17 protein-coding genes and 1 tRNA gene are annotated in these 21,071 nt (G+C 72.8%); 15 read left to right on the top strand and 3 right to left on the bottom strand.

What is annotated here, in order from left to right:
* Positions 1-20: 20 nt before the first annotated feature.
* From DCW30_RS06720 to DCW30_RS06705, 3 genes are all read left to right on the top strand, one after another.
* Positions 21-2,399, top strand: coding sequence for a HelD family protein (locus DCW30_RS06720; RefSeq protein WP_076685895.1), 2,379 nt, complete (start codon positions 21-23; stop codon positions 2,397-2,399).
* Positions 2,400-2,743: 344 nt separating this feature from the next.
* Complete coding sequence (locus DCW30_RS06715) at positions 2,744-4,174, top strand: NAD-dependent malic enzyme (protein WP_076685898.1); 1,431 nt, start codon at positions 2,744-2,746, stop codon at positions 4,172-4,174.
* Positions 4,175-4,474: 300 nt separating this feature from the next.
* Positions 4,475-4,756 (top strand): HU family DNA-binding protein, encoded by a 282-nt coding sequence (locus DCW30_RS06705; RefSeq protein WP_016645140.1) that lies wholly within the window; start codon positions 4,475-4,477, stop codon positions 4,754-4,756.
* Between the two features lie 81 nt (positions 4,757-4,837).
* Here the strand turns inward: DCW30_RS06705 and murA are convergent, their stop codons facing one another.
* Complete coding sequence (murA, locus tag DCW30_RS06700; protein ID WP_062776173.1) at positions 4,838-6,178, bottom strand: UDP-N-acetylglucosamine 1-carboxyvinyltransferase; 1,341 nt, start codon at positions 6,176-6,178, stop codon at positions 4,838-4,840.
* A 244-nt stretch (positions 6,179-6,422) separates the two neighbouring features.
* Between murA and DCW30_RS06695 the strand changes: the two genes are divergently transcribed.
* The 7 genes from DCW30_RS06695 to DCW30_RS06665 all read left to right on the top strand — a co-directional run bounded on the left by DCW30_RS06695 (position 6,423) and on the right by DCW30_RS06665 (position 15,470).
* A complete protein-coding gene (locus DCW30_RS06695) occupies positions 6,423-7,037 on the top strand; it encodes a YqgE/AlgH family protein (protein WP_076685900.1) in 615 nt (204 codons plus the stop codon).
* A gap of 88 nt (positions 7,038-7,125) precedes the next feature.
* The gene (locus DCW30_RS06690) at positions 7,126-7,422 is read left to right on the top strand and encodes a DUF3039 domain-containing protein (RefSeq protein ID WP_076685902.1); all 297 of its coding nucleotides are present in this window, start codon (positions 7,126-7,128) and stop codon (positions 7,420-7,422) included.
* Between the two features lie 109 nt (positions 7,423-7,531).
* Positions 7,532-9,181 carry a beta-N-acetylhexosaminidase gene (locus DCW30_RS06685; protein ID WP_076685905.1) on the top strand — a complete coding sequence of 550 codons (1,650 nt, stop codon included), beginning with the start codon at positions 7,532-7,534 and terminating at the stop codon, positions 9,179-9,181.
* A 346-nt stretch (positions 9,182-9,527) separates the two neighbouring features.
* Positions 9,528-10,433 (top strand): FAD binding domain-containing protein, encoded by a 906-nt coding sequence (locus DCW30_RS06680; protein ID WP_062776181.1) that lies wholly within the window; start codon positions 9,528-9,530, stop codon positions 10,431-10,433.
* On the top strand, positions 10,430-12,532 hold the full coding sequence (locus DCW30_RS06675) for a 2Fe-2S iron-sulfur cluster-binding protein (protein ID WP_237283428.1): 2,103 nt from the start codon (positions 10,430-10,432) through the stop codon (positions 12,530-12,532). Before DCW30_RS06680 ends, DCW30_RS06675 begins: the two co-directional genes overlap by 4 nt.
* Positions 12,529-14,826: a xanthine dehydrogenase family protein molybdopterin-binding subunit gene (locus DCW30_RS06670; RefSeq protein WP_076685907.1), complete on the top strand. Its 2,298-nt coding sequence runs from the start codon at positions 12,529-12,531 to the stop codon at positions 14,824-14,826. Before DCW30_RS06675 ends, DCW30_RS06670 begins: the two co-directional genes overlap by 4 nt.
* Positions 14,827-14,897: 71 nt before the next feature.
* The gene (locus tag DCW30_RS06665; RefSeq protein WP_237283429.1) at positions 14,898-15,470 is read left to right on the top strand and encodes an AAA family ATPase; all 573 of its coding nucleotides are present in this window, start codon (positions 14,898-14,900) and stop codon (positions 15,468-15,470) included.
* A 15-nt stretch (positions 15,471-15,485) separates the two neighbouring features.
* Here the strand turns inward: DCW30_RS06665 and DCW30_RS06660 are convergent.
* Positions 15,486-15,557, bottom strand: a tRNA-Cys gene (locus DCW30_RS06660).
* A 455-nt stretch (positions 15,558-16,012) separates the two neighbouring features.
* Here DCW30_RS06660 and DCW30_RS06655 point away from each other — a divergent pair.
* Together DCW30_RS06655 and DCW30_RS06650 are read left to right on the top strand one after the other, a co-directional pair.
* On the top strand, positions 16,013-16,945 hold the full coding sequence (locus tag DCW30_RS06655) for a hypothetical protein (RefSeq protein ID WP_123985619.1): 933 nt from the start codon (positions 16,013-16,015) through the stop codon (positions 16,943-16,945).
* A 170-nt stretch (positions 16,946-17,115) separates the two neighbouring features.
* Positions 17,116-17,658 carry a DinB family protein gene (locus tag DCW30_RS06650; RefSeq protein ID WP_076685912.1) on the top strand — a complete coding sequence of 181 codons (543 nt, stop codon included), beginning with the start codon at positions 17,116-17,118 and terminating at the stop codon, positions 17,656-17,658.
* A gap of 1 nt (position 17,659) precedes the next feature.
* Here DCW30_RS06650 and DCW30_RS06645 read toward each other — a convergent pair whose 3' ends face one another.
* On the bottom strand, positions 17,660-18,106 hold the full coding sequence (locus DCW30_RS06645; protein ID WP_076685914.1) for an ATP-binding protein: 447 nt from the start codon (positions 18,104-18,106) through the stop codon (positions 17,660-17,662).
* 155 nt (positions 18,107-18,261) lie between these two features.
* Between DCW30_RS06645 and DCW30_RS06640 the strand changes: the two genes are divergently transcribed.
* The 3 genes from DCW30_RS06640 to DCW30_RS06630 all read left to right on the top strand — a co-directional run bounded on the left by DCW30_RS06640 (position 18,262) and on the right by DCW30_RS06630 (position 20,991).
* On the top strand, positions 18,262-19,113 hold the full coding sequence (locus DCW30_RS06640) for a helix-turn-helix domain-containing protein (RefSeq protein ID WP_062776192.1): 852 nt from the start codon (positions 18,262-18,264) through the stop codon (positions 19,111-19,113).
* Entirely contained in the window at positions 19,110-19,442 is a 333-nt protein-coding gene (locus DCW30_RS06635) for a DUF397 domain-containing protein (RefSeq protein ID WP_076685917.1), read from the top strand. Before DCW30_RS06640 ends, DCW30_RS06635 begins: the two co-directional genes overlap by 4 nt.
* Before the next feature lie 91 nt (positions 19,443-19,533).
* Positions 19,534-20,991: an MFS transporter gene (locus tag DCW30_RS06630; protein ID WP_076685918.1), complete on the top strand. Its 1,458-nt coding sequence runs from the start codon at positions 19,534-19,536 to the stop codon at positions 20,989-20,991.
* Positions 20,992-21,071 lie beyond the last annotated feature (80 nt).

The following is a 21,071-nucleotide window of genomic DNA, read 5'->3' as shown; positions in this document are numbered from 1 at the left end:
TGGCCGACGTCAACGCAGTAATGCCGTCAGGCACACGCGACCGCGAGATCGGGGTCGAGCAGCACCATCTCGACCAGGTCTACCGGCGCCTCGAGGAGAAGATCCACGAGGCCGAGTTCCTGATGGACGACGCGGCCAAGCGCGGGCAGGTCGGCACGCCGGGCGCGCTCGCCGAGCGCGACGCGCAGGTCTTCCGGGCCGGGGTGCACCTGAACCGGCTGAACAACGAGTTCGAGGACTTCCTCTTCGGCCGCATCGACCTGCTCCAGGGCAAGGACGGCAAGAAGGGCCCCGACGGCGCCTACACGGCGGTCGAGCCGGCCGAGGGCGCGATCAGGGAGGACGAGACCGGCAAGCACGCCGACATCGCCGAGACCCTGCACATCGGCCGCATCGGCGTCCTGGACTCCGACTACTCTCCGCTGGTCATCGACTGGCGCGCGCCCGCCGCCGCGCCGTTCTACCGCTCGACCCCGGTCGACCCCGGCCGGGTGGTGCGCCGCCGCGTCATCCGCTCCAAGGGCCGCAGGGTCCTCGGCGTCGAGGACGACCTGATGCGCCCGGAGATCACCGCCCGCCTCGGCGGCGAGGAGCTGCCGGTGATCGGCGACGGCGCCCTGATGGCCGCGCTCGGCCAGGCCCGCAGCCACTCGATGCGGGACATCGTGGCGTCGATCCAGGCCGAGCAGGACAAGGTGATCCGGGCGCCCGCCGCCTCGGTGACGTACGTGGAGGGCGGCCCCGGCACCGGCAAGACGGCCGTGGCGCTGCACCGGGCGGCCTTCCTGCTCTACCAGGACCGCCGCCGTTACGCGGGCGGCATCCTCATCGTCTCGCCGACCCCGCTCCTCGTCGCCTACACCGAGGGCGTGCTGCCCTCCCTGGGCGAAGAGGGCCAGGTGGCGATCCGCGCGGTCGGCTCGCTGGTCGACGGCGCCGAGGCCACGGTGTACGACTCGCCCGCGGTGGCCCGCGTCAAGGGCTCGTCGCGCATGCTGAAGGTGCTGCGCAAGGCGGCGCGGGGCGCCCTTGAGCAGGGACCGGCGCCGCGAGGGGACCGGCGTCCGCGGCCGGCGGTCGACGAACAGCTCGCCTTCGGCGAACCGGAGCCCGAGGCCGGCGGCGAAGCCGGGGACGAGGCGACGAGGACCACCCCCACGCGCCTGCGGGTGGTCGCCTTCGGCCGCCGCCTGGAGCTGGAGGCCGCGGACCTCGACCGCATCCGCCGCGCGGCGCTCGGCGGCACCGCCCCGGTCAACCTGCTGCGCCCGCGCGCCCGCAAGCTGCTCCTGGACGCCCTGTGGGCGCAGTCGGGGGCCGCGGGGCGCCACAGCGACCCCGAGCTGGCCGCCGAGCTGCGCTCGTCCTTCGACGACGACATCACCTCCGAGGACGACTTCATCCGGTTCCTCGACGCCTGGTGGCCGGAGCTGACGCCGCGCGCCGTCCTGGCCGCCATGGGCGACGAGCGGCGGCTCGGCCGCTGGGCGCGCCGGGTCCTCAACCCGGGCGAGGTCCGCAAGGTCGCCCGCTCGCTGCGGCGCGAGGGCCTGTCCGTGCACGACGTGGCGCTGCTCGACGAGCTGCAGGCGATCCTCGGAACGCCGCACCGGCCGAGGAAGAAGCGGGACCTGGACCCGCTCGACCTGCTCACCGGGCTCGAAGAGCTGATGCCGCAGCGCGAGGAGAGCCGGCGCGAGCGCGCCGAGCGCCTGGCGGCCGAGCGCACCGAGTACGCCCACGTCATCGTCGACGAGGCGCAGGACCTCACGCCCATGCAGTGGCGCATGGTGGGCCGCCGCGGGCGCCACGCCACCTGGACGGTGGTGGGCGACCCGGCGCAGTCCTCCTGGTCCGACCCCGACGAGGCCGCCGAGGCCCGCGACGAGGCCCTGGGCACCCGTCCGCGCCGCCGCTTCACCCTCACGGTGAACTACCGCAACCCCTCCGAGATCGCGGAACTCGCCGCGAAGGTCCTCGCCCTGGCGATGCCGGGCGCCGAGTCGCCGTCGGCGGTCCGCTCCACCGGCGTGGAGCCCCGCTTCGCCGTCGTACGGGACGGGGACCTCGCCGCCACGGTGCGCGACGAGGCGGCGCGGCTCCTGGACCGGGTCGACGGCACGGTCGGCGTGGTCGTGGCGATGAACCGCCGCGAGCAGGCCGCCCGCTGGCTCGACGGGCTCGGCGACCGGGTGGTCGCGCTCGGCAGCCTGGAGGCCAAGGGCCTGGAGTACGACGCGACGCTCGTCGTCTCGCCCGCGGAGATCGCCGACGAGTCCCCGGCGGGCCTGCGTGTCCTGTACGTGGCGCTGACGCGGGCGACGCAGCAGCTCACGGTGGTGTCGGGGGAGCGCGACGAACCCGACGCGGAGGGCGTGCCGGATCTGCTGCGGGACTAGGGAGGCTGAGGGGTCCACCTCTTCGAGGGAGCGGTGTTACCTTGGATGTGGCACCGGCTCGATCCAAGCCCCCGGGCCCAACCATCGTCGCTACGAGCGACCACTTGCCGCGAGGCGAGCATGGCGGGTCGGTGTCATGAACGTAGAGAGGCCCACGTCACATGGTGGCGTGGGCCTCTTTCTGTTTCCGGCAGCTTCTCGTATGGTGGAAACCAGTTTCCGAAAACGGGCTCCAATGGCCGGTGAACAAAACGTTCTCAATCCGGGGCGGCTACCGCGTACCCAGCGGTAGGTGCGAACATCGGACGGCAAGAGCTACAAGGTGAAAGCAGAGGAAGTCGGCCATGGCAACGGCGCCCAGCGTCTCCTACTCGATGACGGTCCGGCTGGAGGTGCCCGCGAGCGGAACCGCGGTCTCCCAGCTCACCACGGCCGTCGAGTCATCCGGGGGCTCGGTCACCGGCCTCGACGTCACGGCCTCCGGCCACGAGATGCTGCGGATCGACGTGACGATCGCGGCGTCCTCCACGACGCACGCCGACGAGATCGTCGAGCAGCTCCGCACCATCGAGGGCGTCACGCTGGGCAAGGTCTCCGACCGCACGTTCCTGATGCACCTCGGCGGCAAGATCGAGATGGCGTCCAAGCACCCCATCCGGAACCGTGACGACCTCTCGATGGTCTACACCCCCGGCGTCGCCCGGGTCTGCATGGCCATCGCCGAGAACCCCGAGGACGCCCGCCGCCTGACCATCAAGCGGAACTCCGTTGCGGTCGTAACGGACGGCTCGGCCGTGCTCGGCCTCGGCAACATCGGCCCGAAGGCCGCGCTGCCGGTCATGGAGGGCAAGGCGGCCCTCTTCAAGCGCTTCGCGGGCATCGACGCCTGGCCGCTCTGCCTGGACACCCAGGACACCGACGCCATCGTCGAGATCGTCAAGGCCATCGCCCCCGGCTTCGCGGGCATCAACCTGGAGGACATCTCCGCGCCCCGCTGCTTCGAGATCGAGGCCAGGCTGCGCGAGGCCCTCGACATCCCCGTCTTCCACGACGACCAGCACGGCACGGCCATCGTCGTCCTCGCGGCGCTCACCAACGCCCTGCGCGTGGTCGGCAAGAGCATCGGCGACGTGCGCGTGGTCATGTCCGGCGCCGGCGCGGCGGGCACGGCCATCCTGAAGCTGCTCCTCGCCGCGGGCGTCAAGAACGCCGTCGTGGCCGACATCCACGGCGTCGTGCACGCGGACCGCGAGGACCTCAAGGACGCCGACAGCGACTCGCCGCTGCGCTGGATCGCCGACAACACCAACCCCGAGGGCCTCACGGGCACCCTCAAGGAGGCCGTCGTCGGCTCGGACGTCTTCATCGGCGTGTCGGCCCCGAACGTCCTGAACGGCGACGACGTCGCCGCCATGACCGAGGGAGCCATCGTGTTCGCGCTCGCGAACCCGGACCCCGAGGTCGACCCCGCGATCGCCCGCCAGACGGCGGCGGTCGTGGCCACCGGACGCTCGGACTTCCCGAACCAGATCAACAACGTCCTGGTCTTCCCCGGCGTCTTCCGCGGCCTGCTCGACGCCCAGTCGCGTACGGTCAACACCGAGATGATGCTGGCCGCCGCGGGCGCCCTCGCCGACGTCGTCGCCGAGGACGAGCTGAACCGGAACTACATCATCCCCAGCGTCTTCAACGACAAGGTCGCGGGCGCGGTGGCCGGAGCCGTGCGCACCGCCGCCAAGGCCGTGGGAGCCACTGTGACAGGGCCCACGGTCTAGGCCAACGGCGCGTCGCGGGACCCTGGCCCCACAAGGCCGCTCTAGGGTGGCTTGGCAGCAGGCCTCCCTCCGCGCCCCACTTTCGGGGACGGCGGACGCTTTCCGTGTGACCCGCGAGGGCACCGGATTGGCTTTACCGCCGCAGGTGGGGGCAGGATGCGTAATCGGGCGCGAGGGTCTGACGTCAGACCCGGGTCCGGGGACTGTCCGAGGACCCTGGCAGCATCGTCTTCGCTGTGCCCATCATGCGGCCCTGCCGCGTGGCACGCCTCAACGGCAAAAGAACACGGGAGTACAAACATGAACCGCAGTGAGCTGGTGGCCGCGCTGGCCGACCGCGCAGAGGTGACCCGCAAGGACGCCGACGCCGTGCTGGCCGCGTTCGCCGAGACCGTCGGCGAGATCGTTGCCAAGGGCGACGAGAAGGTCACCATCCCCGGCTTCCTGACCTTCGAGCGCACCCACCGTGCCGCTCGCACCGCCCGGAACCCGCAGACCGGCGAGCCGATCAACATCCCGGCCGGCTACAGCGTCAAGGTCTCGGCCGGTTCCAAGCTGAAGGAAGCCGCCAAGGGCAAGTAAGCCCCGAGCAGCTGTACGAAGGGGCGGCCACCCGTTGCGGGTGGCCGCCCCTTCTGCGTGCCGTTCAGAGGTCCGGCGGCGCTACAGCGCCGCCTTGCCCGGGAGCTCGACCTTCGCGCCCAGCTCGACGAGCTTGTCCATGAAGTTCTCGTAGCCCCGGTTGATCAGGTCGATGCCGTGGACGCGGGACGTGCCCTGCGCCGCGAGGGCCGCGATGAGGTACGAGAAGCCGCCGCGCAGGTCGGGGATGACCAGATCGGCGCCCTGGAGCTTCGTGGGGCCGCTGACGACCGCCGAGTGCAGGAAGTTGCGCTGGCCGAAGCGGCAGTCGGAGCCGCCCAGGCACTCGCGGTAGAGCTGGATGTGCGCGCCCATCTGGTTGAGCGCGGAGGTGAAGCCGAGCCGCGACTCGTACACCGTCTCGTGGACGATGGACAGGCCCGCGGCCTGCGTCAGGGCGACGACGAGCGGCTGCTGCCAGTCGGTCTGGAAGCCGGGGTGCACGTCCGTCTCCAGGGCGATCGCGTTGAGCGAGCCGCCCGGGTGCCAGAAGCGGATGCCCTCGTCGTCGATCTCGAAGGCGCCGCCCACCTTCCGGTAGGTGTTGAGGAACGTCATCATCGAGCGCTGCTGGGCGCCGCGCACGTAGATGTTGCCCTCGGTCGCCAGGGCGGCGGAGGCCCAGGAGGCGGCTTCGAGGCGGTCCGAGAGGGCGTGGTGGTTGTAGCCGCCGAGGCTGTCGACACCGGTGATCCGGATGGTCCGGTCGGTGTCCATGGCGATGATCGCGCCCATCTTCTGCAGGACGCAGATGAGGTCCTCGATCTCCGGCTCGACCGCGGCGTTCGACAGCTCCGTCACGCCCTCCGCGAGGACGGCGGTGAGCAGGACCTGCTCGGTGGCGCCCACGGACGGGTACGGCAGGCGGATCTTGGTGCCGCGCAGCCGCTGCGGGGCCTCCAGGTACTGGCCGTCGGCGCGCTTCTCGATGGTCGCGCCGAACTGGCGGAGCACCTCGAAGTGGAAGTCGATCGGCCGGCCGCCGATGTCGCAGCCGCCGAGGCCGGGGATGAAGGCGTGCCCGAGGCGGTGCAGGAGCGGGCCGCAGAAGAGGATCGGAATGCGCGACGAGCCCGCGTGGGCGTCGATGTCGGCGACATTCGCGCTTTCCACGTGCGACGGGTCCATGACGAGCTCGCCCGGTTCCTCGCCGGGGCGGACCGTCACGCCGTGCAGCTGCAGCAGGCCGCGCACGACACGGACGTCGCGGATGTCGGGGACGTTGCGCAGCCGGCTCGGGGCGCTGCCGAGCAGCGCGGCGACCATGGCCTTGGGCACGAGGTTCTTCGCGCCGCGGACACGGATCTCGCCCTCAAGCGGGGTTCCGCCGTGGACAAGCAGGACATCGTCGGTGACGGTCATGAATCTCGCGTTCCGATTGAATGGACGGGGGGACCAAAGGGCAAGCGTAATGGCCGCGTACCCCCCTTCCGTAAGGGTGAGGGCGTCCGGAGCGGGTCAGGAGTTCGTGACAACACGAACCGTACGTATCCGGACACTTAGGGTCACTGCTCCCCGTGTGCGCTCCATCCGCCTCCTTGCGCCCTGAGCTGCATTCACTCCCGTACGCCCATAGCCTCCCCGTCCGGGGGGAAGATGCGGGATCATGTCGTTCATGACCGAGGTGTCCTCCCTCACAGGGCGGCTGCTCGTGGCCACACCGGCCCTGGCGGACCCCAATTTCGACCGCGCGGTGGTGCTGCTCCTCGACCACGACGAGGAGGGCTCGCTCGGCGTGGTCCTGAACCGCCCGACTCCGGTCGACGTCGCCGACATCCTGGAGGGCTGGGGAGACCTGGCCGGTGCTCCGGGCGTCGTCTTCCAGGGCGGCCCCGTCTCGCTGGACTCGGCGCTCGGCGTCGCCGTGGTCCCCGGCGACGAGGCGTCCGCCGCGGGTTCCCGGCCGCGCGGGGGCGGCGGTGCTGGTGACCTCGTGGGCTTCCGCAGGGTGCACGGCGCGATCGGCCTGGTCGACCTGGAGGCCCCGCCCGAGCTGCTCTCCCCGGCCCTCGGCAGCCTGCGGATCTTCGCCGGGTACTCCGGGTGGGGCCCCGGCCAGCTGGAGACCGAACTGGCGGACGGCGCCTGGTACGTGGTCGAGTCCGAGCCCGGCGACGTCTCGTCCCCGGACCCGGAGCGGCTGTGGCGCGCGGTCCTCAGACGCCAGCGCAGCGAACTGGCGATGGTGGCGACCTATCCGGACGACGCCTCGATGAACTGACGGCCGGCGGGCGAGGCGGGCGCGCCCGGAACGGCTCCCCGGGCCGACCGCTGCCGGTACCCGGCCCGCGTGAGTACCCTTGGCAACCATGAGCACTCTTGAGCCCGAGCCCGAGCGCGGGGCAGGTACGGGGACCCTCGTAGAGCCGACACCCCAGGTGTCGAACGGTGACGGCGACCACGAGCGCTATGCGCACTACGTCCAGAAGGACAAGATCATGGCGAGCGCGCTCGACGGCACCCCCGTCGTCGCGCTCTGCGGCAAGGTGTGGGTCCCCGGCCGCGACCCCAAGAAGTACCCCGTCTGTCCCATGTGCAAGGAGATCTACGAGTCCATGGGCGCCGGCGGCGACAAGGACAAGGGCGGCAAGGACGGCAAGAAGTAGTCCGAGAAGCAGCCCTCGGGGGCTTGTTCCCCGCCCTGGCCGAAGGGGGCGTTGCGCGTGCCGCAACGCCCCTTTTGCGTTGCGCAATCGCGTGACAGCCTTCCGTGGCATGACCTTTGAGCAGCTGATCCCGGCGCCGAACAGCGCCCGCTGGGTGGCTCCCACCCCAGGTTCACTCCCGCTCGACGACGACACCGTCCTCCGCGCCGGACCCGGCACCGAGGGCGTCGCGCGGTGGCTGCGCGCCACGGTCGGCGCCGCGACAGGGCTCCGCTTCCCCGAGGAGCCCGCCGGGGAGGCGCGGGGTGGCGAGGGCCGCGGCGGCGTCGAGCTGCGGATCGACCCCGACCTCGCGGCCGAGGCGTACCGCGTCACGGTCGACGACGGCACGCTCCGCATCGAGGGCGGCGCCGCCGCGGGCGTCTTCTGGGGCGCGCAGACCTTCCGCCAGCTCCTGGGCCCCGACGCCTTCCGGCGCGCGCCGCTCGACCCCGCGCGCGCGTGGTCGGTCCCCGAGGTGGCCATCGAGGACGCCCCGCGGTTCCGCTGGCGCGGCATGATGCTCGACGTCTCCCGGCACTTCATGCCGAAGGACGGCGTCCTGCGCTACCTCGACCTGCTCGCCGCGCACAAGCTCAACGTCTTCCACTTCCACCTCACCGACGACCAGGGCTGGCGCGTGGAGATCAAGCGCCACCCGAAGCTCACCGAGGTCGGCTCCTGGCGCGCCCGCTCCAAGTGGGGGCACCGCATGTCGCCGCTCTGGGAGGAGCGCCCGCACGGCGGGTACTACACGCAGGACGACATCCGCGAGATCGTCGCCTACGCCGACTCGCTGCACATCGCCGTCGTCCCCGAGATCGAGATCCCGGGCCACTCGCAGGCCGCCATCAGCGCCTACCCGCACCTGGGCAACACGGACGTCGTCGACACCGGGTCGCTGACCGTCTGGGACACCTGGGGCGTCAACCCCAACGTGCTCGCCCCCACAGAAGAAGTGCTCCGCTTCTACGAGGGCGTGTTCGAGGAGGTCCTCGACCTCTTCCCGTCCACCTACATCCACGTCGGCGGCGACGAGTGCCCCAAGGACCAGTGGAAGGCCTCGCCCACCGCCCAGGCCCGCGTCAAGGAGCTGGGCGTCGAGGGCGAGGACGGCCTGCAGAGCTGGTTCATCCGCCACTTCGACCAGTGGCTCACGGCCCGCGGGCGGCGGCTCGTCGGCTGGGACGAGATCCTGGAGGGCGGCCTCGCCGAGGGCGCCACCGTCTCCTCCTGGCGCGGCTACCGGGGCGGCATCGCCGCGGCCCGCTCGGGCCATGACGTCATCATGTGCCCCGAGCAGCACGTGTACTTGGACCACCGGCAGCACGGCGGCCCCGACGAGCCCATGCCCATCGGCTTCGTCCGCACCCTGGAGGACGTCTACCGCTTCGAACCCGTTCCCGCCGAACTGACGGAGGAGGAGGCCGCGCGCGTCATCGGCACCCAGGCCAACGTCTGGACCGAGGTGATGGAACACCAGGGGCGCGTCGACTACCAGGTGTTCCCGCGCCTCGCCGCCTTCAGCGAGGTCGCCTGGGGCAGGCTGCCCGCGCCCGCCCAGCGGGACTTCGCCGGATTCGAACGGCGGATGGCCGCCCACTACGCGCGACTTGACGCCCTCGGCGTCGACTACCGCCCGCCCGGCGGCCCGTTGCCGCACCAGCGGCGCCCGGGTGTGCTCGGACGCCCGATCGAGGGGCCGCCCCCGAACGTGTGAGGCAGCCGCCGGCGCTTCCTGCGGCCCGCGCGCGAGCGTGGCCGCAGGGGCCCCGGCGAGGCCCACGGCGTCGGCCGGCACCCAAGTGCCACCGGAGCGGGGCGAATCCCCCCGACCGTCAAGGCGGTGCGAAAACGGCATATCCCCCTGGTCTGCGGACGAATGCCCCCTAGCGGACCCCCGCGTCGGGGCCCGGCGAAGATGTGCCAGAGTTGCCACGTCCGGGCTGTGAGCACGTACCGTACGGCGGAACAGGCGTAACGGTGACACGTCGCGAACGGCGAGCACTTCATGTACGCGTCGTACGTGAAGGACGCGGCCGGGCATCGGGAAGGGGCAGCCGGTTTTGACCACGCACGCACCGCGGGCGGCACAGGCACCGCAGTCGGTGAAGCTGCCCGCCACCCTCGACGAGGCGGTGGCGGCGCTCACCGCCATGCCCGCCGCCGTGCCCGTCGCCGGCGGCACGGACCTGATGGCCTCCGTCAACTCCGGGCAGCTCCGCCCCGCCGCCCTCGTCGGCCTCGGCCGCATCAGCGAGATCCGCGGCTGGCAGTACCAGGACGGCCACGCGCTCCTCGGCGCGGGCCTCACCCACGCCCGTATGGGCCGCCCCGACTTCGCCGCCCTGATCCCCGCCCTCGCCGCCGCCGCGCGCGCCGCGGGACCGCCTCAGATCCGCAACGCGGGCACCCTCGGCGGCAACATCGCCTCGGCCGCGCCCACGGGCGACGCCCTGCCCGTGCTCGCCGCGCTCGAAGCCGTCCTGATCATCGCGGGGCCCGGCGGCGGACGCCGCGAGATCCCCGTGTCGCACCTGCTCGCGGGCATGGAGATGCTCCGCCCCGGCGAGCTGATCGGCTTCGTGCGCGTGCCGCTGCTGCACGCCCCCCAGGTCTTCCTCAAGGCGACGGGACGCACCGGCCCCGGCAGGGCGACAGCCTCCGTGGCGCTGGTGCTCGACCCCGCGCGGCGCGGCGTGCGGTGCGCGGTGGGCGCCATCGCGCCGATGCCGCTGCGCCCCCTGGAGGCCGAGGAGTGGGTGGCCTCCCTGATCGACTGGGACGGCGGGCGCGGCAGCCTCGTGCCGGAGGCGGTCACCGCCTTCGGCGAGTACGTGGCTTCCGCCTGCATCCCGGACCAGCCACCGGCGGCCGACGGCGCCGAGCAGCCGCTGTCGCCCGCCGTACTGCACCTGCGGCGAACCGTCGCCGCGCTGGCCCGACGAGCACTGGGGAGGGCGCTGTCGTGAGCGATGAACGGAGCACCGACGGCGGCGGCTGGCAGCCGCATCCGCAGGGTGAGTACGACTCGGACGCCACGGCGTTCGTGCAGCTCCCCGAGGGCATGCTGGACGCCCCGCTCGCCGCGCCCGGACACGGCTACGTGCCGCCGCCGATAACGATCACCCCCACCACCGCGGACGCCACCGACCCGGCGGCCACGGGCGCCTGGGTCATGCCGCCCGAGGTGACGGGGGCGGCCGGCGCCGGGCCGTGGCCCGACGCGGCCACGGCTCAGGAGCCCGAGCCGCGCCACCCGGAGCACCACGGCTACGACCCCGGGGCCACCGGGCAGTGGACCTTCACCGGGAACGACGCGCCCGGACAGCAGCCGTACGGCCAGGACTACGGACAGCACCAGGGCTACGCCCAGGGGTACGAGCAGCAGTACGGCCACGACGGCGCGGCGCACGACGCCACCGGACACGACGTCACCGGACAGTGGTCCATCCCGGTGGCGGGCGGCGATCTGCCGGACGAGTCCGGCGAGTACTCCGCCTCGTCCCTGGCGGCGGACGGCATCCCGCCCGCCGCGGCCCGGCTCAGCGCCTGGGCGGGCGGCGGCACGCCCCCCGAGACCCTGCCGGGCGGCGCGCCCGCGCCGTGGGCGACGGGCGCGGGCGCGGGCGCGCCGTGGGACGCGCGGGCGCAGGACACCGGGCAGCGGCTCCAGGAGGCCCCGGAGCGGCAGGCCCCGGAGCAGGCCCCCGCCGACGGCGACCGCCAGGACGGGGAGAACCCGTTCGAGCGGACGACGCTGCTGCGGGCGATCAGCGTGCCCGCGGTCGACAGGCCGGCCTCGGACCGGCACGCGGACCGGGCGGCCGGGGCCCCGGAGGCTCCCGGGCACCCGGAAGCGGCCGAAGCGCCCGTCGGCGTACCCGTGGAGCAGGACGCTCCCACGGACGCCGCCGAGCACGTCGAACACCCCGAGCACCCCGAGCACCCCGAGCACGCCGAACACACCGAGCACGCCGGGCCGGGTGAGGGCCACGACGCCGAGCAGCCCGCCGCGCCCTCCGACACGGCCGAACCCGCGGGGCACTTCGCGCCGGCCGAGCCCGCCGAAGCCACGGAGCCCGAATCCGCGGAGCCCGCCGAGCCCGCGGCCGACCCCGAGTCCGCCGCGCCGGAAGCGGAGCGGACCGAGGAGACCGAGGGCCGGGAGGCCGACGGCGGGGAGACCGAGGGACCGGAGACGGAAGCCGCGGCCGGCGCCGACGAGGCGGCGGACGCGACCGGGGCGGCCGAGGCGGCCGTCGCGGACGAACCCGCGGAGCCCCCGGCCGCCCCCCTCCACGACGACCACCCCCTCGTCTCCTACGTCCTGCGCGTGAACGGCACCGACCGCCCCGTCGCCGACGCCTGGATCGGCGAGTCCCTGCTCTACGTCCTGCGGGAGCGGCTCGGCCTCGCGGGCGCCAAGGACGGCTGCTCGCAGGGCGAGTGCGGCGCGTGCAACGTCCAGGTCGACGGGCGGCTCGTCGCCTCCTGCCTGGTGCCCGCCGCGACCACCGAGGGCAGCGAGGTCCGTACCGTCGAGGGCCTGGCCGTCGACGGGCAGCCCTCTGACGTGCAGCGGGCCCTCGGGGCCTGCGGCGCGGTCCAGTGCGGCTTCTGTGTGCCGGGCATGGCCATGACCGTGCACGACCTCCTCGAAGGCAACCCCGCCCCCACCGACCTGGAGACCCGCCGCGCGCTCTGCGGCAACCTCTGCCGCTGCTCGGGCTACCGCGGGGTGCTCGACGCCGTGCGCGAGGTGGTCGCCGAGCGCGCGGCCTCCGCCGCGGCCGAGCAGGCGGCGGACGAGGCGGCGGCCGACGGGCACGGCGGCGAGCACGCCGAGGGGGCCCGCATCCCGCACCAGGCCGGACCCGGCGCGGGCGGCGTCCACCAGCACGAGGGCCCCTACGAGGGCGGGTACGACGCGACGTACGGCGGCGCCCACGCGGGCCCGTACGAGGCGCCGCACCCGTACGAGGCGCCGCACCCGTACGAAGAACCCCACGGCCACGAGGGACCCGAAGGACCACAGGGGCCGTACGGCCGGGACGGAGGCCGGAGTTGAGCAGCGAGACCAGCACCGCGGCCGATCCCGCCGCCGGGCGGGAGCCCGAGCCCGCGCAGGGCATCGGCGCGTCCCTGGCGTCGGCGGAGAGCCGCGCCAAGACGGAGGGGACCTTCCCCTACGCCGCCGACCTGTGGGCCGAGGGCCTGCTGTGGGCGGCGGTCCTGCGCTCCCCGCACGCGCACGCGCGCATCGTCTCCATCGACACCAGCCACGCGCTCGACATGCCGGGCGTGCGCGCCGTCATCACGCACGAGGACGTGCCGGGCGAGGCGCTGCACGGCCGCAGGACGCCGGACCGGCCCGTCTTCGCCTCCGACGTCGTGCGCCACCACGGCGAGGCCATCGCCGCCGTCGCCGCGGACCACCCCGACACCGCGCGGATGGCCGCCGCCGCCGTCATCGTCGAGTACGAGGTGCTCGAACCGGTCACGGACCCCGAGAAGGCCTTCGAGGCCGAGCCGCTGCACCCCGACGGCAACCTGATCCGGCATATCCCGCTGCGCCACGGCGACCCCGCCGCCGCGGGCGAACTCGTCGTCGAGGGCCTGTACCGCATCGGCCGCCAGGACCCGGCGCCGATCGGCGCGGAGGCGGGCCTCGCGGTGCCGCGCCCGGACGGCGGAGTGGAGCTGTACATCGCCTCCACCGACCCGCACGCCGACCGCGACCGCGCCGCCGCCTGCTACGGCATCCCGCCCGAGCGCGTGAAGGTCGTCGTCACCGGTGTGCCCGGCGCGACCGCCGACCGCGAGGACGCCAGTTTCCAGCTGCCCCTCGGGCTGCTGGCGCTGCGCACCGGCTGCCCGGTCAAGGTGACGGCGACCCGCGAGGAGTCCTTCCTCGGCCACGCGCACCGCCACCCGACCCTTCTGCGCTACCGCCACCACGCGGACGCCGAGGGCCGCCTCGTCAAGGTCGAGGCGCAGATCCTGCTCGACGCCGGCGCGTACGCGGACACCTCGTCGGAGGCCCTGGCCGCGGCCGTCTCCTTCGCCTGCGGCCCCTACGTCGTCCCGAACGCCTTCATCGAGGGCTGGGCGGTGCGGACGAACAACCCGCCGTCGGGACACGTGCGCGGCGAGGGCGCCATGCAGGTGTGCGCCGCGTACGAGGCCCAGATGGACAAGATCGCCAAGAAGCTGGGGATCGACCCGGCCGAGCTGCGGCTGCGCAACGCCATGGCCACCGGCGACATCCTGCCCACCGGCCAGACGGTGACCTGCCCCGCCCCGGTGGCCGAACTCCTCGCCGCGGTCAGGGACTCGCCCCTGCCCGACCTGCCCAAGGACACCCCCGAGGACGAGTGGCTGCTGCCCGGCGGCCCCGAGGGCGCGGGCGAACCGGCCGCCGTCCGGCGGGGCGTCGGCTACGGCCTCGGCATGGTCCAGCTCCTCGGCGCCGAGGGCACCGACGAGGTCTCCACCGCCACGGTGAAGGTCCACGACGGCGCGGCGACCGTGATCTGCGCGGCCGTCGAGACCGGCCAGGGCTTCACCACGCTGGCCCGGCAGATCGTCCAGGAGACGCTGGGCATCGACGACGTCCGCGTCGCCCCCGTGGACACCGACCAGCCGCCCGCGGGCCCGAGCTGCCGCGGCCGGCACACCTGGGTGTCGGGCGGCGCGGTGGAGCGCGCGGCGAAGATGGTCCGCACCCAGCTGCTCCAGCCGCTCGCCCACAAGTTCGGGATGTCCACCGAACTGCTCCAGATCAACGACGGCAAGATCACCTCGTACGACGGCGTGCTGTCTACGACGGTCACGGAGGCCCTTGAGGGCAAGGAGCTCTGGGCCACGGCCCAGTGCCGCCCGCATCCGACGGAGCCGCTCGACGAGTCGGGACAGGGCGACGCCTTCGTCGGCATGGCGTTCTGCGCGATCCGCGCGGTCGTCGACGTCGACATCGAGATGGGGTCGGTACGGGTGGTGGAGCTCTCCGTCGCCCAGGACGTCGGCCGCATCCTCAACCCCGCCCAGCTCAAGACCCGTATCGAGGCGGGCGTCACGCAGGGCGTCGGCGTGGCGCTCACGGAGAACCTCCGCACCCCGCGCGGCATCGTCCGCCACCCCGACCTGACCGGTTACGCCCTGCCCACCGCCCTGGACACCCCGGACATCCGCATCGTGAAGCTGGTGGAGGAGCGGGACGTCGTCGCTCCCTTCGGTGCGAAGGCGGCGAGCGCGGTCCCTGTCGTGACGTCCCCTGCGGCCATCGCCTCGGCGGTCCGGGCCGCGACGGGCCGCCCGGTCAACCGCCTCCCGATCCGGCCGCAGGCGGCGGTGGCGCAGTAGCGGCGTCCCCGCGCGGCCGGGTCCGGATAACGGGAGGCCCGGCCGGGCGGGCCGGTGGCACCATGGCCCCCATGGCTTCCATGACCCCCTCTGACCCCATCTCCGCCCCGGCCGACCTGTCCGGTGTCGTCGTCGTCACCGGCATCATGGCCTCCGGCAAGTCCACGGTGGCGCAGGCGCTCGCCGAGCGGCTGCCGAAGGCCGCGCACGTGCGGGGTGACGTCTACCGGCGGATGATCGTCTCCGGCGGCCTGGAGTACGAGCCGGGCGCGGGAGCCGAGGCCGAGGCCCAACTCCGCCTCCGCTACCGCCTCTCGGCGTCGACGGCCGACGCGTACGCGGACGCCGGTTTCACGGCCGTCGTCCAGGACGTCATCCTCGGCGAGGAGCTGAAGACGTACGCGGACCTGATCTGCACCCGCCCCCTGTACGTCGTCGTGCTCGCCCCGCGCCCCGACGTGGTCGCCGCCCGGGAGGCGGGCCGCGGCAAGACCGGCTACGGCGCGTGGACGGTCGAGGACCTCGACACCGGCATGCGCGAGACCACGCCCCGGATCGGCCTGTGGCTGGACAGTTCGGAGATGTCGGTGGAGGAGACGGTCGACGCGATCCTCGCGGGGCGGGAAGCGGCCCGGGTGAGCTGATCCCGCCCCTTCCAGAGGCCGTGGCGGGAATCGAACCCGCGTCACTGGATTTGCAGTCCAGCCCCTCAGCCACTCGGGCACACGGCCATGTCGTCGACATCCACCCTCCGCCGACCTGACACCTTGAACGTATCGGCGGTCCGGCGGGCCCCTCAAGAGATCACCGCGTGCCGCAACGGGACTGCCACGCGCCGTTCACGAAAGACGGCTGTCGCAGGGTGCGGCTCTCTTCCGGGGACGGCCCCCGGATGGTTCGAGCCGGAAGATCGTGGTGGTGGGTGATGGCGGCGTGGCCGGGTCTCTGCCGTGTGGCTGGGGGGAGGCGACGCCGATGGGGTCGTTGATCGGGGAGCGGGGGCGCGGGAGGCGGCGGCCCGGACCCGGGTGCGGTCGCCGCCGTCTTCGACGAGTGACGGAACCGCCGGGGCCGCACCGTGCCGGGGGGCCGAGCGGGGCGGGCCGCCCACCGACTAGCATCGCCGAGTTCGTGCCACCCACCGGCCCGGGCATCGCGGCACGGCGTGCAGGGGAGCAGACACGGCATGAGAACGAGGAGCGCAGCGGCGTGGGCGGTAGCGGTGCTGATGCTCGGCGCAGCCGCCGGCGGCTGCGCCGAGCAATCGGTCGGGGGACCGTCCGGCAGCACCGCGAAGCACACGAAGTCCCACCGCGAACCGGAGGACAAGCCTGATTCACGGGTCGTCGAGGACGACGACGACCACACCGTCCTCGAACTGTCCGACGGCCGGCAGGTGTCCCTCCGCTTCACTCGCCGCGGCCTGGAGGCACAGCATCGCCACGCCTCTGACGAGGCCTGGTCCGCCCGGAAGACGGTCTATGAGACCGGCGCCGAACCGTGCCAGGGCATCAGGGCGAAGGCGTACCGGGACACCGTGTGGCTCGCGGCCGGCTTCGGCAAGTACTGCAGGGACGGCGAAGAACCGCAAGAGGTGATCGCGGCCGTCGCCACCGGGGACCTCTCCTCCTGGACCACCGACCCGACCAAGAACAACATGGTCTGGCCGAAGGCCCGCATCCGCGACGGTGGCGCCCGAGTGGACTTCGTCGATCGCAGTTTCTGGGGAACCACCACGCTGACCTGGCGCAAAGGCTCCGGATTCGCCAAGGCGGCCACGGAGTACAAGCCCATCCACCCCTGGTTCGTGGGCCGGTGGCGAGCCACGGACGGCAGCCAGCAGCTGAGCATCCACCAGGTCGAGCCGGGCAGATGGGCACGCGTGGTCATCGAGACCCGCACCGGCCCGCGGTGCAAGGGCAGCGCCATTGTCACCGGCAGCAACCAGCACGACCTGTCCATGAGCAACTTCAAGCTCGAACAGGGCACCAGGACCGTCAACTGCCCGCTGGACGAGCTCAAGTACGACTTCGACGTGAAGTCCTCGGACGGCCCGCTGCGCCTACGCAAGATCGGCAACCACCCGAAGACCGTCCTCACCTATGAGCGGGCGGGCTGACGTACGACTGACCAGCGCGACTAAGACCTCACGGTCCGAACCGCAGGCGTCCCCCGGGGAGAGCTGCACCCGCTGTCGCATGCCCGCCGCCAACTAGGCCAGGCCTTGGCCTAGTTGGCTTCTAACGTGCTGGGTGTCCGAAGGAGCAGCACCAACGGAAGGCGGCCACCATGCCCGACACCGCGAACCTCGACCAGCCGACGGTCACCGGCGAATGTGCCGACCTGCTGGAAGCACTGGCTCACCACCGGACCATGCTGCGCCGTACCGCCCGCGACCTCACCGACGAGCAGGCGGGGCTGCGGACGACGGCGAGCGAACTGTGCGTGGGCGGCATCATCAAGCACGTCACCTCGGTCGAGCGGGCGTGGACCGCTTTCATCCGGGACGGCCTGTCGGCTCTGCCCTCGTTCACCGACATGACCGACGAGGACTGGGCCCAGCGGGCCGAGGAGTTCCGCATGCAGCCCGGCGAGACGCTCGCGGGCGTCCTCGACGCGTACGAGGCGGTCGCCGCCCGCACGGACGAGGTGGTGAGCGGCCTGCCCCACCTGGACGTGTCCCACCCTCTGCCGGAGGCTCCCTGGTGGGAGCCCGGCGGCTCGTGGACGGCGCGCCGGACCCTGCTGCACATCATCGGCGAGACCGCGCAGCACGCGGGGCACGCCGACATCATCCGCGAGTCCCTGGACGGGGCCCGCACCATGGGCTGAGCTACGTGCCGCGCGGCGCGTCGAGCTCCGCCCAGACCGTCTTGCAGGGGGTGAGGGGCAGCGGGCCCAGGTCCGCGCCCCAGCGGTCGGCGAGCGCCTCGACGAGCAGCAGGCCCCTGCCGGACTCGGCCTCGGGGGAGGGGCGCCGGGGGTGCAGCGGCGGGCTCCGGTCGGCGCGGGCGTCCGTCACCTCGATACGGAGCGTGTTCTTCTCGTCGACCGCGAGCACCAGCCGGAAGCTTCTGCCGGGCACGTGGCCGTGCTGGACGGCGTTGTTCGCCAGCTCGGCGACGATGAGCTCGGCGTCCTCGCTCGTCCGTTCCCAACTGCGCAGTTGTTCCCTCGCGAGGAGCCGGGCCAACCTCGCGCCTCTTCGTGTCGCGGAGAGGAGGACCGTGAACTGGTGGGCAGGGGCCAGGGTTTGAGCCCGGGTGGTTTCTTGGTTCACGTCACTCAGAGTGGCCTCCCGTGCGTACGGTGGACAGCGGTGCGTGGTGGGCGTACCGCGTTTGTCCGGCGCTTGTCCTGACCTGTCCGCGCTGTACCGGTAGCCGTTCGGGTACGTGAGCGCGTTGGACCGGGACGGGACGGTGGAGGTGGCGCGTGGAGAGCAGCGACGGCGTGGACGAGCCCGGGTGGGACGTCGACCCCGAGGACGAGATCAGCTCGGCCGTGGAGATGGTCGGCCAGCAGCTCAGACTGCGGAGGGAAGTGGCCGGCCTCCGGGTCGCGGAGTTCGCGGAACTGATCGGCTACGGGGAGGACCTGGTCCGGAAGATCGAGCGGGGGGCGCGGATTCCCCGGCCGGAGTATCTGGACAAGGTGGATGAGGTGGTGGGGGCGGGGGGTTTCGTCTCGGCGCTGAAGAAGCCTATGCGGGAGGCGCGGTACCCGAAGCGGGTGCGGGAACTGGCGAAGCTGGAGGAGCGGGCGGTCGAGTTGCACCTGTACAACAACCACTCCGTGCACGGCCTGTTGCAGACCGAGGGCTATGCCCGGGCCCTGTTCGGGATGCGGAGGCCCGCATACTCGCAGGACGAGGTGGAGCGTGTGGTGGCCGCGCGCATGGCTCGGCAGTCGATCTTCAAGCGATCTCCAGCTCCTGAGTTCAGCTTCATCCAGGAGGAGGTGACGCTCCGGCGCCCCCTCGGGGGAAGGCAGGTCTTGCGTCAGCAGCTCGAACGCCTGCTGGAGGTCAGCCAGCTACGTAACATCGAGATCCAGGTGATGCCCATAAGTTGCGAGCAGCACGCCGGAGTGGACGGCTGCATCGAAGTGCTGAAGTTCGGGGACGGTACAGCTGTAGGGCGCTCCGAGGGAGCGTTCAGCGGTCGCCCGGTGTCAGAGCTGAAGCAGCTCCGAGTCCTTGAATTGCGGTATGGCATCATCCGATCCCAGGCCCTTTCACCGCCGGAGTCGCTGGCCTTCATCGAGGAATTGCTGGGGGAAACATGATCCGCAAGGCCCACGCCGGGGACGTATCCGAACTGAGCTGGTTCAAGAGCAGCTACAGCAGCGGCAGCGAAGGTGATAGCTGCGTCGAGGTCGCCTTGGAGTGGCGGAAGAGCAGCTACAGCAGCAGTGATCCCAGCGACTGCGTCGAGGTGGCTCAGGGCTGGCAGAAGAGGAGCCACAGCAGCAGCAACGAGTCCGGGGACTGCGTAGAGATAGCCGCCACCCCCCGGACCATCCACGTCCGGGACTCCAAGGCCGCCGACGGGCCCTGCGTCACCCTCACCCCCAACGCCTGGTCCGACTTCCTCACGTACGCCTCTCGCGACTGAGGGACCTGGGGCCGACCTAGGACCAAAGGACCCCCGAGGTCCCCGCCCCGGACAGGGGTGAACGGCATGGACGCCACTTACGCTGGCGTCCATGACCGACACCGCCCCCGACACCCCCGTCACCGCCGAACCCACGGCCCCGCCGAGCCCAGGAGACGCCGGCGGCGTGCTCCGCGCGCCCTACCGCGCGCTGAGCATCGGCATCGTCTCCGTCGTCCTCCTCATCGCCTTCGAGGCGACCGCCGTCGGGACGGCGATGCCGGTGGCGGCCCGCGAGCTGGACGGCGTCTCGCTGTACGCCTTCGCGTTCTCCGGGTACTTCACCACCAGCCTCTTCGGCATGGTGTTCAGCGGGCAGTGGGCCGACCGGAGCGGACCGCTGGGGCCGCTCGCCGCCGGGATCTCGATGTTCGCGGCGGGGCTGCTGCTGAGCGGGACCGCCGGGGTGATGTGGATGTTCATCGCGGGCCGCGCCGTGCAGGGGCTCGGCGGCGGCCTCGTCATCGTCGCGCTGTACGTGGTGGTCAGCCGCGCCTATCCCGAGCGTCTGCGGCCGGCGATCATGGCGGCGTTCGCGGCGAGCTGGGTCGTGCCGTCCGTGGTCGGGCCCCTGATCGCGGGGACCGTCACGGAACACCTCGGATGGCGCTGGGTCTTCGTCGGCATCCCCGTCCTCGTCGTCGCGCCGCTCGCCCTCGCGCTGCCCGCGATCCGGCGGACCGCGTCGGGCCCCCTCGACCCGCAGGCGCCCGTGGTCCCCTTCGACCGGCGGCGCATCCGCCTCGCGCTCGGCATCTCGCTGGGCGCGGCGCTCCTCCAGTACGCGGCCCAGGACCTGCACTGGCTCTCGGTGGTGCCCGCCGTCCTCGGGGCGGTCGTCCTCGTGCCCGCCGTGCTCGGGCTGCTGCCGCGCGGCACCTACCGGGCGGCCCGGGGGCTGCCGTCCGTGGTGCTGCTGCGCGGGATCGCCGCCGGGTCGTTCATCGCCGCCGAGTCCTTCGTCCCGCTGATGCTCGTCACGCAGCGCGGGCTCAGCCCGACCCTGGCCGGACTCTCGCTCGCCGTGGGCGGGGCGACCTGGGCGCTCGGCTCGTACGTGCAGTCGCGGCCCCGCGTGGAGCCCTACCGGGCACGGCTCATGGTCACCGGCATGATCCTCGTGGCCGCCTCGATCCTCGCCGCGCCGACCGTCCTCGTCGAGGCCGTGCCGGTGTGGGTGGTCGCCGTCGCGTGGGGCTTCGGCTGCTTCGGCATGGGCATGGTCATCGCGTCCACGAGCGTGCTGCTGCTCAAGCTCTCGCCCCCGAAGGACGCCGGCGCGAACTCGGCGGCCCTCCAGATCTCCGACGGCCTCTCGAACGTCCTCCTGCTGGCAGCGGGCGGTGCGGCCTTCGCCGCGCTCGGCGGCGGCACGGTCGGCGCGGGCCACGGCGCCGACGGGGTCACGGGCTCGCACCCGGCCGCGTTCGTGGCGGTCTTCCTGCCGATGGCGGCGGTCGCCCTGGTGGGCGCCTGGGTGGGCACGCGGCTGCGCGAGCGGACACCCTGAGAGACCTCGTGTGACGCTCCGGCACGGCGGCCCGGCGGTGCGGTGTGACCCCTGTCGCACCCTGGCCGACGGGCGTCGTC

The sequence above is a fragment of the Streptomyces alfalfae genome (assembly GCF_004127445.1).
Taxonomy (GTDB): domain Bacteria; phylum Actinomycetota; class Actinomycetes; order Streptomycetales; family Streptomycetaceae; genus Streptomyces; species Streptomyces alfalfae.
This window is presented reverse-complemented; position numbering and strand designations above follow the sequence as displayed.

What these genes read in the sequence shown, in the direction of transcription:
- DCW30_RS06720 (WP_076685895.1), top strand. Translation starts at nt 21, where the DNA reads ATGCCGTCAGGCACACGCGACCGCGAGATCGGGGTCGAGCAGCACCAT.
- DCW30_RS06715 (WP_076685898.1), top strand. Translation starts at nt 2,744, where the DNA reads ATGGCAACGGCGCCCAGCGTCTCCTACTCGATGACGGTCCGGCTGGAG.
- DCW30_RS06705 (WP_016645140.1), top strand. Translation starts at nt 4,475, where the DNA reads ATGAACCGCAGTGAGCTGGTGGCCGCGCTGGCCGACCGCGCAGAGGTG.
- murA (WP_062776173.1), bottom strand. Translation starts at nt 6,178, where the DNA reads ATGACCGTCACCGACGATGTCCTGCTTGTCCACGGCGGAACCCCGCTT.
- DCW30_RS06695 (WP_076685900.1), top strand. Translation starts at nt 6,423, where the DNA reads ATGTCGTTCATGACCGAGGTGTCCTCCCTCACAGGGCGGCTGCTCGTG.
- DCW30_RS06690 (WP_076685902.1), top strand. Translation starts at nt 7,126, where the DNA reads ATGAGCACTCTTGAGCCCGAGCCCGAGCGCGGGGCAGGTACGGGGACC.
- DCW30_RS06685 (WP_076685905.1), top strand. Translation starts at nt 7,532, where the DNA reads ATGACCTTTGAGCAGCTGATCCCGGCGCCGAACAGCGCCCGCTGGGTG.
- DCW30_RS06665 (WP_237283429.1), top strand. Translation starts at nt 14,898, where the DNA reads ATGGCTTCCATGACCCCCTCTGACCCCATCTCCGCCCCGGCCGACCTG.
- DCW30_RS06655 (WP_123985619.1), top strand. Translation starts at nt 16,013, where the DNA reads ATGAGAACGAGGAGCGCAGCGGCGTGGGCGGTAGCGGTGCTGATGCTC.
- DCW30_RS06650 (WP_076685912.1), top strand. Translation starts at nt 17,116, where the DNA reads ATGCCCGACACCGCGAACCTCGACCAGCCGACGGTCACCGGCGAATGT.
- DCW30_RS06635 (WP_076685917.1), top strand. Translation starts at nt 19,110, where the DNA reads ATGATCCGCAAGGCCCACGCCGGGGACGTATCCGAACTGAGCTGGTTC.
- DCW30_RS06630 (WP_076685918.1), top strand. Translation starts at nt 19,534, where the DNA reads ATGACCGACACCGCCCCCGACACCCCCGTCACCGCCGAACCCACGGCC.